This is a genomic window from Streptomyces sp. C (assembly GCF_000158895.1).
Classification (GTDB): Bacteria; Actinomycetota; Actinomycetes; order Streptomycetales; family Streptomycetaceae; genus Streptomyces; species Streptomyces racemochromogenes.
In genome coordinates this window covers 5,489,851-5,499,710 of the sequence record NZ_GG657750.1, presented here as the reverse complement: position 1 = coordinate 5,499,710, position 9,860 = coordinate 5,489,851, and the positions used below count along the sequence as shown (strand labels likewise).

9 protein-coding genes, 1 pseudogene and 2 riboswitches are annotated in these 9,860 nt (G+C 71.3%); of the genes and pseudogenes, 8 read left to right on the top strand and 2 right to left on the bottom strand.

Annotated features, from left to right (window positions below; translation table 11 throughout):
• Positions 1-151: 151 nt before the first annotated feature.
• Positions 152-757 (bottom strand): annotated as a pseudogene (locus SSNG_RS25005) (AAA family ATPase); the annotation flags it as partial.
• A gap of 229 nt (positions 758-986) precedes the next feature.
• Positions 987-1,090, top strand: a riboswitch (glycine riboswitch).
• Between the two features lie 180 nt (positions 1,091-1,270).
• On the opposite strand from SSNG_RS25005, the gene gcvT reads away from it, so the two are divergent.
• The 8 genes from gcvT to SSNG_RS24965 all read left to right on the top strand — a co-directional run bounded on the left by gcvT (position 1,271) and on the right by SSNG_RS24965 (position 8,784).
• Positions 1,271-2,386 carry a glycine cleavage system aminomethyltransferase GcvT gene (gene gcvT / locus SSNG_RS25000; RefSeq protein WP_007266696.1) on the top strand — a complete coding sequence of 372 codons (1,116 nt, stop codon included), beginning with the start codon at positions 1,271-1,273 and terminating at the stop codon, positions 2,384-2,386.
• A 79-nt stretch (positions 2,387-2,465) separates the two neighbouring features.
• A complete protein-coding gene (gene gcvH / locus SSNG_RS24995; RefSeq protein WP_007266695.1) occupies positions 2,466-2,849 on the top strand; it encodes a glycine cleavage system protein GcvH in 384 nt (127 codons plus the stop codon).
• A 17-nt stretch (positions 2,850-2,866) separates the two neighbouring features.
• Positions 2,867-4,123, top strand: coding sequence for a serine hydroxymethyltransferase (gene glyA / locus SSNG_RS24990; protein ID WP_007266694.1), 1,257 nt, complete (start codon positions 2,867-2,869; stop codon positions 4,121-4,123).
• A 229-nt stretch (positions 4,124-4,352) separates the two neighbouring features.
• A complete protein-coding gene (locus SSNG_RS24985) occupies positions 4,353-5,735 on the top strand; it encodes an L-serine ammonia-lyase (RefSeq protein WP_007266693.1) in 1,383 nt (460 codons plus the stop codon).
• 192 nt (positions 5,736-5,927) lie between these two features.
• Positions 5,928-6,242 (top strand): hypothetical protein, encoded by a 315-nt coding sequence (locus tag SSNG_RS24980; RefSeq protein ID WP_042801839.1) that lies wholly within the window; start codon positions 5,928-5,930, stop codon positions 6,240-6,242.
• Positions 6,243-6,464: 222 nt separating this feature from the next.
• Positions 6,465-6,875 carry an SsgA family sporulation/cell division regulator gene (locus SSNG_RS24975; RefSeq protein WP_007266691.1) on the top strand — a complete coding sequence of 137 codons (411 nt, stop codon included), beginning with the start codon at positions 6,465-6,467 and terminating at the stop codon, positions 6,873-6,875.
• 163 nt (positions 6,876-7,038) lie between these two features.
• The gene (locus tag SSNG_RS24970) at positions 7,039-8,142 is read left to right on the top strand and encodes a hypothetical protein (protein WP_007266690.1); all 1,104 of its coding nucleotides are present in this window, start codon (positions 7,039-7,041) and stop codon (positions 8,140-8,142) included.
• 117 nt (positions 8,143-8,259) lie between these two features.
• Positions 8,260-8,784, top strand: coding sequence for a hypothetical protein (locus SSNG_RS24965; RefSeq protein WP_206731331.1), 525 nt, complete (start codon positions 8,260-8,262; stop codon positions 8,782-8,784).
• Positions 8,785-8,811: 27 nt separating this feature from the next.
• On the opposite strand, the gene SSNG_RS24960 is transcribed toward SSNG_RS24965, so the two are convergent.
• Positions 8,812-9,531, bottom strand: coding sequence for a flavodoxin family protein (locus SSNG_RS24960; RefSeq protein ID WP_042801837.1), 720 nt, complete (start codon positions 9,529-9,531; stop codon positions 8,812-8,814).
• A gap of 119 nt (positions 9,532-9,650) precedes the next feature.
• A riboswitch (cobalamin riboswitch) is annotated at positions 9,651-9,850 on the top strand.
• The last annotated feature ends 10 nt before the right edge of the window (positions 9,851-9,860 follow it).

The following is a 9,860-nucleotide window of genomic DNA, read 5'->3' as shown; positions in this document are numbered from 1 at the left end:
GCGCCGCCGGCGTTTGAGGACCGGGGGGAGGGGCGGAGCCCCTGGGAACGGGCGAAGGGCGGGGCGGGGAGAAGCCCGCGCAGCGGCCCCCGGTGCCCCGGCAGGGCAGGGGCGTCAGCCCGCGAAGGTGATCCGGGTGACGGCTGTCTTCCGACGGGCGGTCCAGGAGGGTGACCGAGGCGCAGCCGCGCGGGGTGCGGCCCGCTTCCGCGGAGCGCAGGAGGCGGGACACCGCCCCCCGGTGCCGCGCGAAGGCGTACGCCGACACCCGCCGCCCCCGGGCCGTCTGCCCGGACAGCGCCTCCTCGGCGGTGGTGTCCAGCAGCAGCAGGTGCAGCCCCCGCCCCCGGCGCCGGGCGACGGCGGCCAGCAGCCCCCGCACCCACGGCTGGGTGCCGCAGTCGTGGACCACCACAGAGGCGCCGGAGCGCAGCTCGCGCCACAGCCCCGCGTAGTGCGCGGCGCGGACCAGCGGCCGGTACACCGCGTACGGCAGGCCGGACGGCATCCGCCGCTCCCACCGCTCTCGGGTGTCCTGCGAGTCGATGGCGGCTTCGGCGGCCCGCTTGATCAGGGTGCTCTTGCCGCCGCCGGGCAGCCCGGACACCACCACGATGTCCCCGGCGGCGTAGCTCAGCCGGTGCGGCCGCGCGGGCCGTCCGCGCAGGTCGCGGACGGGGCCGCCGGCGGCCGGCGCGGACCGGGCGGTGTTCCGCCGCTCCGGGGCCGCCCCGACCGCGCCTGTAGTCGTCGCCACTCCGAGTCTCCGCACAGTGATCGTCTCCCCCGAATCGGGCCGCGAGGGCCCCCTGCCCGCCCCGTGTAAAGAGACGGTAATCCGACGGCCCCGGTTGCGGCCGGGCGTTCCACAGCGCGGACGGCCGGCCCCGTCCGGACCGCACGTTCTTCCGGGCCCCACTGCCCTCCCCCGCCCGTCCCGTGCAATGATGTGCGCCATCTGGACACCAAACTGCATACCGGCCGCTTGAATCCGCGCGGGAGAGTCCCGGCAGGCCGTGAGGCCGTGCCCGGGCGCCGAAGGAGCAAGTACCTCCCTTGAATCTCTCAGGCCCCGTACCGCGTGGATGAGGCAGATCTGAAAAGCGAGCCCCGCCGCGTCCGTCCCCGACGGCCGCCCGGCGCGTGCTCCACCCAAGGTGCAAGTCGGCGTTCCCCCTCGGGGAACTCTCGGCGAACCTCTCAGGTTCCGATGACAGATGGGGAGGAACCTCCTCGTCATGTCATGCCCTGGGACCCGGGAGCCACACCCATGAGCACTGCCCCCCGCCTGACCGCGCTCGACGCGCTGCACCGCTCGCTCGGTGCGACCATGACCGACTTCGCGGGCTGGGACATGCCGCTGCGCTACGCCAGTGAGCGCGACGAGCACAACGCCGTACGCACGAAGGCCGGCCTCTTCGACCTGTCCCACATGGGCGAGATCACCCTGACCGGCCCGGAGGCCGTGAAGGCGCTGGACTACGCGCTCGTCGGGAACATCTCCACCGTCGGCGTCGGCCGCGCCCGCTACACGCACATCTGCCAGGAGGACGGCGGGATCCTCGACGACCTGATCGTCTACCGCCTGGGCGAGAACGAATACATGGTCGTCGCCAACGCCTCCAACGCCCAGGTCGTGCTGGACGCGCTCACCGAGCGCGCGGCCGGCTTCGACACCGAGGTCCGCGACGACCGTGACGCGTACGCGCTGATCGCCGTCCAGGGCCCGGAGTCCCCCGGCATCCTGAAGTCCCTCACGGACGCCGACCTGGACGGCCTGAAGTACTACGCCGGCCTGCCGGGCACCGTGGCGGGCGTACCCGCGCTGATCGCCCGTACCGGCTACACGGGCGAGGACGGCTTCGAGCTGTTCGTCTCCCCCGAGCACGCCGTGGAGCTGTGGCAGGCGCTGACGGCGGCGGGCGAGGGCGCCGGTCTGGTGCCGGCCGGCCTGTCCTGCCGCGACACGCTGCGCCTGGAGGCGGGCATGCCGCTGTACGGGCACGAGCTGACCACCGCGCTGACCCCCTTCGACGCCGGGCTGGGCCGGGTCGTGAAGTTCGAGAAGGAGGGCGACTTCGTCGGCCGCGCCGCCCTGGAGGCCGCCGCCGAGGTCGCCGCCACCAAGCCGCCGCGCAAGCTGGTCGGCCTGGTCGCCGAGGGCCGCCGCGTCCCGCGCGCCGGCTTCCCCGTGGTCGCGGGCGGCGAGGTCATCGGCGAGGTGACCTCCGGCGCCCCCTCCCCGACGCTGGGCAAGCCGATCGCGATGGCGTACGTCGACGCGGAGCACGCCGCGCCCGGCACCTCCGGCGTCGGCGTCGACATTCGCGGTACGCATGAGCCGTACGAGGTCGTGGCCCTGCCCTTCTACAAGCGGCAGAAGTAACGCTCGTACCGGGTCCCCCCGTCTCAGCAAGCAAGACCACCGTTCGTATCCACCTCCCCGCATCCAGGAGAATCAGGTCATGAGCAACCCCCAGCAGCTGCGTTACACCAAGGAGCACGAGTGGCTGTCGGCCGTCGAGGACGGCGTCGCGACGGTCGGCATCACGGAGTTCGCGGCCAACGCGCTCGGTGACGTCGTCTACGCCCAGCTCCCCGAGGTCGGCGAGACCGTGACCGAGGGCGAGACCTGTGGCGAGCTGGAGTCGACCAAGTCGGTCAGCGACCTGTACTCCCCCGTCTCCGGCGAGATCACGGAGTTCAACCAGGACGTCGTGGACGACCCGTCGCTGGTGAACTCCGCCCCGTTCGAGGGTGGCTGGCTGTTCAAGGTGCGCCTGTCGGAGGAGCCGAAGGACGCGCTCTCCGCCGACGAGTACGCCGCGCTCACCCACTCCGACAACTGACACCCCAGGGGCCCTGAATGTCCGTTCTGAACACCCCCCTCCACGAGCTCGACCCCGACGTCGCCGCCGCCGTCGACGCGGAGCTCGTGCGCCAGCAGTCGACCCTGGAAATGATCGCGTCGGAGAACTTCGCTCCGGTCGCCGTCATGGAGGCCCAGGGCTCGGTCCTGACCAACAAGTACGCCGAGGGCTACCCGGGCCGCCGCTACTACGGCGGCTGCGAGCACGTCGACGTGGTCGAGCAGATCGCGATCGACCGCATCAAGGCGCTGTTCGGCGCCGAGGCGGCGAACGTCCAGCCGCACTCGGGTGCGCAGGCCAACGCCGCCGCGATGTTCGCGCTGCTGAAGCCGGGCGACACGATCATGGGCCTGAACCTGGCCCACGGCGGTCACCTGACCCACGGCATGAAGATCAACTTCTCCGGCAAGCTCTACAACGTGGTCCCGTACCACGTCGGCGAGGACGGCCAGGTCGACATGGCCGAGGTCGAGCGCCTGGCCAAGGAGTCCAAGCCGCAGCTGATCGTCGCCGGCTGGTCCGCGTACCCGCGCCAGCTGGACTTCGCCGCCTTCCGCCGGATCGCGGACGAGGTCGGCGCGTACCTCATGGTCGACATGGCGCACTTCGCCGGCCTGGTCGCCGCGGGTCTGCACCCGAACCCGGTGCCGCACGCCCACGTCGTCACCACCACCACGCACAAGACCCTCGGCGGTCCGCGCGGCGGTGTCATCCTGTCGACGCAGGAGCTGGCCAAGAAGATCAACTCCGCGGTCTTCCCCGGCCAGCAGGGCGGTCCGCTGGAGCACGTGATCGCGGCCAAGGCCGTCTCCTTCAAGGTCGCGGCCTCGCCGGAGTTCAAGGAGCGCCAGGAGCGGACCCTGGAGGGCGCGAAGATCCTCGCCGCCCGCCTGGTCCAGGACGACGTCAAGGCCGTGGGCGTGGACGTCCTCACCGGCGGCACCGACGTGCACCTGGTCCTGGTCGACCTGCGCAACTCGGAGCTCGACGGCCAGCAGGCCGAGGACCGCCTCCACGAGGTCGGCATCACGGTCAACCGGAACGCCATCCCGAACGACCCGCGGCCGCCGATGGTCACCTCGGGTCTGCGGATCGGCACGCCGGCCCTGGCCACCCGCGGTTTCGACGCCGAGGCCTTCACCGAGGTCGCCGAGATCATCGCGCAGGCGCTGAAGCCGAGCTACGACGCCGCCGACCTCAAGGCGCGCGTCTCGGCCCTGGCCGCGAAGTTCCCGCTGTACCCGTCGCTCTAGGCACGGTTTCGGGGGCCCGGCCTTGTTCTCCACAAGGCCGGGCCCTTTCCATGACCGGAACCCGGCACCGGAACGCGATCCGGCTCACGCCTGACGGCCCCGTCCGGGAGGCGAAACGTTCATCTCCACGCGTTACGCTCGTCTGCCGGACAAAATCCGCAGATCCCCCGTCTTGATCACCACACCCCTGCCCCCTCCCCACCCCACGAGCAGACAAGGGAGTCCGCCAGTGGCCATCTCCGTCTTCGACCTCTTCTCCATCGGCATCGGCCCGTCCTCCTCCCACACGGTCGGCCCGATGCGCGCGGCGCGCATGTTCGTGACGCGGCTGAAGAAGGACGGCGTCCTCGCCCAGACCGCCGCCGTGCGGGCGGAGCTCTTCGGCTCCCTCGGCGCGACCGGCCACGGCCACGGCACGCCCAAGGCGGTCCTGCTGGGCCTGGAGGGCCACTCCCCCCGCACCGTGGACGTCGAGACCGCCGACGCCGAGGTGGAGCGCATCCGCAAGAGCGGCAAGCTGCGGCTGCTGGGTGCGGAAATAGGCGGTGCCCACGAGATCGACTTCGACGAGCCGAGCCAGCTGATCCTGCACCGCCGCCGCTCGCTGCCCTACCACGCGAACGGCATGACCCTCTTCGCGTACGACGCCTCCGGCGCGCCGCTGCTGGAGAAGACGTACTACTCGGTGGGCGGCGGCTTCGTCGTGGACGAGGACGCGGTCGGCGAGGACCGGATCAAGCTCGACGACACCGTGCTGAAGTACCCCTTCCGCTCCGGTGACGAGATGCTGCGCCTGGCGAACGAGACGGGCCTGTCGATCTCCTCCCTGATGCTGGAGAACGAGAAGGCCTGGCGCACCGAGGAGGAGATCCGCGAGGGCCTGCTGGAGATCTGGCGGGTCATGCAGTCCTGCGTCTCGCGCGGCATGTCCCGCGAGGGCATCCTGCCGGGCGGCCTGCGCGTCAAGCGCCGCGCCGCGTCCACGGCGCGCCAGCTGCGCACCGAGGGCGACCCGATGATGCACCGCAGCGAGTGGACGACGATCTACGCGATGGCCGTCAACGAGGAGAACGCCGCGGGCGGCCGCGTCGTCACCGCCCCCACGAACGGTGCGGCGGGCGTCCTGCCGGCCGTCCTGCACTACTACGTGAACTTCGTGCCCGGCGCGGACGAGGACGGCGTGGTCCGCTTCCTGCTGGCCGCGGGCGCGATCGGCATGCTCTTCAAGGAGAACGCCTCGATCTCCGGCGCCGAGGTCGGCTGCCAGGGCGAGGTGGGCTCGGCCTGCTCGATGGCGGCCGGCGCCCTCGCCGAGGTGCTGGGCGGCACCCCCGAGCAGGTGGAGAACGCCGCCGAGATCGGCATGGAGCACAACCTCGGCCTGACCTGCGACCCGGTGGGCGGACTCGTCCAGATCCCCTGCATCGAGCGCAACGGCATGGCCGCCGTCAAGGCCGTCACCGCCGCGAAGATGGCGATGCGCGGGGACGGCAGCCACAAGGTCTCCCTCGACAAGGTCATCAAGACCATGAAGGAGACCGGCGCCGACATGAAGATCAAGTACAAGGAGACGGCGCGCGGCGGCCTCGCGGTCAACGTCATCGAGTGCTGATCCGCGAAGTACGCACATGGTCTCCGGTTCGAGGTTTGGACCGAGTTGATCACGCTTGCGAGGGAAGAAGCCGGTCCGGGCTGGTTTCTCGATGATCACGTGGGCCAGTCTGGTCACGCGACGTCGCGTCACCCCCGGGCGGTAGGCCAACCGCCACACCCCCTTGCTCTTTTGCGTACTGGAGGCTTCACCATGGCAGGCATCCGCAGCATCCGCGTGATGGCGGCGCTCGCATCGCTCCCCCTCGCCGCCGCGCTCTTCACGGGCACGGCCCAGGCGGACAACGGGGCCGGCGCCGCCGGCACCGCTTCGAACGCCGCCCTCGCCGGGATCCTGGGCAGCGGAGTGGGCGGCAGCAACCTCGGCAACTCCTCCACCGCGCAGCAGGTCGCGTCCGGCTTCGGGGCGTCGAACCAGAACAACGGCGCCCAGGCCAACGGCTCCGGCTTCACCGCGGTCGGCCAGTCCAACAACCACGACTCGCTGATCTACAACCCGGTCCCGTAGCGGCCGGCCGCGCGGCCCCGCCGCAGCGTGCCAACGGGCCCGCCCTTCCCCCGGAGGGCGGGCCCTTCGCATGCCCGGGGCGTGTGGCGCGGGGCGTGGCCGAAAAGAGGCCCTGCGGCCCGGTGGCTCGGGACCTTCGGCCCCGCGCCGCTCCCCCGAGCCGGGGATAGCGTGCCGGGAGGGGCGCGGGAAGAACCCACGCGCGACGAGAGGCAGCCGCCGATGGCCACCATCACCGAACAGAGACTCCTGCCGCTGCGGCTGGAGGCCGCCCCCCTGTCCGTGCCCCTGACCGGCCGGTTCGTCTACCGCACGGACCGCCCGTACGAGGTGGCCGTGGACTTCCGGGGCGCCGGTACGCACCTCGCACGCTGGGTGTTCTCGCGGGAGCTGCTGCTCGACGGGCAGAGCGCCGCCACCGGCGAGGGCGACATACACGTGTGGCCGCGGTGGAGCGGATCGGAGCCGCGCGTCCTGCTCGGCTTCAGCAACGGCGAGCAGAGCTGCGTGGTCTCCGCCCGCGCCAAGGACGTGCGCGGGCTGTGCCGCCGGATGACGGAGCTGGTGCCGCGCGGGCAGGAACGGCGCCACTACGACCTGGACGCGGAGCTGAGCGCGCTGCTGACGTTCTGAGGCCCGGCGCGGCACCGTGCGGCCGTCCCTCCTCCTCTCGCACGCGCAGCTGCGTGAAGCGTCAACCTTCCTCCACCGCACGTCCGTTGGGTTGCAGGGGGTCCGACCCGGCGGTGTACTGGATGTAGGTGGTGCGGGGTGGGTCAACGGACGGGAGTGACCCATGAGCAGCCGGGACGTGGCCGCACACAGGAAGTTCGGACCGTGGCGCCAGCGCTGGTCCGCGCACATCGCGGTGCTGCAGGGCCAGCTCGACCGGATCGAGGCCACCGGGAAACTGCCGAACGCCGATCAGCAGCTCGCGAAGAAGGCCCACAGCCTGCTGGACGCGGCGCGGGACGCCGCGGAGAGCTGGCCGAAGTGGTCCTTCTGGACGCTCGGGTCGGCCAAGGACCGGGCCCTGGCCAGCATCCACGAGGTCGAACTGATCCTCCTGCAGATCGCCCCGGCCGACGAGCTCGGCTGGCGGGGCCCCGCAGTGCTGGCCGTGGGCCGGCAGCACCTCTGGAGCGACGACCCGCGACTGCGGCTCCTGGAGGACCGGCTGCGCGACAACGAGAACCAGCTCGGCGCCGATTTCCGGGAGCTCGCGGTCAGTGTCCTCCATGCGGCGAACCACATGGAGGAAAAGGAAATAGCCCGGGTCCGGAATTTCCAGAGCGCCTTGATGCTGGCGTTCTTCATCATGTCGGCGATCGTGCTCCTGTTCATTTATTCCGGGTACCAGAACTCGACCGCACTCGCGGACAAGCTCTGCTTCGACCCGCCGGCGCCCACCGTCGCGGAACCGGGTGCCACGGAGAGGGTGTGCCCGCTGAACACGCAGAAGGGCGGCACCGTCGTCCCCGTGGGAGGCGACGTCCTGCTGGTGGCGTCCCTCGGTGCCGGAGCAGCGGCTCTGGCAGGGGCCGCCGCGATGCACAAGATGCGCGGCAGCGCCGTCCCGTACAAGGTCCCGATGGCCCTCCTGCTCCTGCGGGTGCCCGTCGGCGCGCTGTCCGCCCTCCTGGGCCTGGTCCTGATCCACGGGGAATTCATTCCCGGGCTTTCCGCGCTGGACAGCCCGGCCCAGATATCCGCCTGGGCCGTCGTATTCGGTATCGGCCAGGAAGCGCTGACGCGCATGCTCGACAAGCAGGGGAACATCCTGCTGGACAACGTGCGCGGGTCCACCCGTGCCGTCGACCCGCCGCCCGCACCGTACGGGGGCGCCGATCCCCATGTGCCGCCCTCCGGATTCACGACCCCCGCGACGAACGCTCCCTAGCCGTCGCACACGCCTCCCCTCCGCACTGCTCGGGAGCGCCCGTGCAACCATCGGCGCGCGGTGGGCGTCCCTATGGGGGACAGCATCGACCCGTCTCCGAAGAACCGGGGGGCCGTCATGAAGCACTCGCGCTCACCTCTGCACCGCCGCCGGATCGTGGCCCTCGCCACGGGTGCCCTGCTCACCGCCGGACTGGCGTTCTCCGCGTCGCCGGCCTCCGCAGCCACCACGACCACCCGCACCCAGACGCCGCTCGTCGTCAATGCCCGCTGGGGCGGGCACTGCACGTACGACCGGCTCGTCATAGACGTCCAGGGCTACGTGCCCCCGGTCACCGTCACTCCCGTGTCAGAGCTCGTCTACGACGGGTCCGGCCGGCCCGTGCCGCTGGCGGGGAAGTACTTCCTGGAGATCCGCCTGCACCCCGCGGCCGGGCACGACGACGCGGGGCAGAACGTCTACCAGGGGCCCAGGCTCCAGAAGATCTACCTCAGCAAGCTCAAGGGCATCGCCATGACCGGCGACTACGAGGGGTACGTGACCTTCGGCGCCGCCTTCGACACCCAGCCGACCTGGAAGACCTCCGTCCTGCACTCGCCCGAGCGGCTCGTGCTGGACTTCCCGCACCCCAACACCTGCTGACCCCGTGGCCGCCCCGGAGCCGCCCGGCTAGCGGTGTTCGGGGTTGGGGAAGTCGAAGCGGCAGCCGGCGTCCCACAGGGAGCGCTGGTTGCCGTGGGCCGGCATGCCGCCGGCGCGTTTGAGGAGTGCCGCCAGGTGCATCAGGTTCCACGACATGAACGTGGTGTTCCGGTTCGTGAAGTCGTTCTCGGGTCCGCCCGAGCCCGGGTCCAGGTAGGAGGGGCCGGGGCCGGCCTCGCCGATCCAGCCCGCGTCGGCCTGGGGCGGGATCGCGTAGCCGAGGTGCTGGAGGCTGTAGAGGATGTTCATGGCGCAGTGCTTGACGCCGTCCTCGTTCCCCGTGATCAGCGCTCCGCCGACCCGCCCGTAGTAGGCGTACTGCCCCTGCTCGTTCAGCAGGGAGGAGCAGGCGTAGAGCCGCTCGATCACCTGCTTCATGACGGAGCTGTTGTCCCCCAGCCAGATGGGGCCGCACAGCACCAGGATGTCCGCGTCCATGATCTGGCTGTACAGGACCGGCCACTGGTCGCTCTCCCAGCCGTGGTCGGTCATGTCCGGCCAGACACCGGTGGCGATGTCGTGGTCGACGGCGCGGATCAGCGAGGTGCGGGCGCCCGCCGATTCCATGACGGCCCGGCTCCGGGCGATCAGGCCCTCGGTGTTGCTGGTCTCGGGAGAGCGCTTGAGGGTGCAGTTGACGTAGACGGCGGAGAGGTCCTCGTACCGGGGGCTGTCGTCGGCGGCCATGCCCTCCACCGTGCCGGGGGCCCGGCGGACCGGCCAGCGGGCCTGGCCCGTACGGGTGCTCGGCGGGTGGGCGGGCGGGTGGCCGGATCGGTCCGGGTTGTGACGGTCCGTGCGGGCGACTAGGGTCGTCTGGCCTTGGTGTTCGGGAAACCGGTGCAAGACCGGTGCGGCCCTCGCCACTGTGATCGGGAAGTCCGGCTCCACTCTCCCCCGCGGGAAGCCACTGGGCCCGCGCGGGATACCGCACGGGCCCGGGAAGGCGGAGCCAGGGCATCAGTACCCGTGAGCCAGGAGACCGGCCGGGGCGCGTCGTCCATCCACGAGGTGCT

Coding starts and splice junctions, on each gene's coding strand:
- SSNG_RS24975 (WP_007266691.1), top strand. CDS start 6,465: ATGGCCACCATCACCGAACAGAGACTCCTGCCGCTGCGGCTGGAGGCC.
- SSNG_RS24965 (WP_206731331.1), top strand. CDS start 8,260: ATGAAGCACTCGCGCTCACCTCTGCACCGCCGCCGGATCGTGGCCCTC.
- SSNG_RS24980 (WP_042801839.1), top strand. CDS start 5,928: ATGGCAGGCATCCGCAGCATCCGCGTGATGGCGGCGCTCGCATCGCTC.
- SSNG_RS24960 (WP_042801837.1), bottom strand. CDS start 9,531: ATGGCCGCCGACGACAGCCCCCGGTACGAGGACCTCTCCGCCGTCTAC.
- SSNG_RS24970 (WP_007266690.1), top strand. CDS start 7,039: ATGAGCAGCCGGGACGTGGCCGCACACAGGAAGTTCGGACCGTGGCGC.
- glyA (WP_007266694.1), top strand. CDS start 2,867: ATGTCCGTTCTGAACACCCCCCTCCACGAGCTCGACCCCGACGTCGCC.
- gcvT (WP_007266696.1), top strand. CDS start 1,271: ATGAGCACTGCCCCCCGCCTGACCGCGCTCGACGCGCTGCACCGCTCG.
- gcvH (WP_007266695.1), top strand. CDS start 2,466: ATGAGCAACCCCCAGCAGCTGCGTTACACCAAGGAGCACGAGTGGCTG.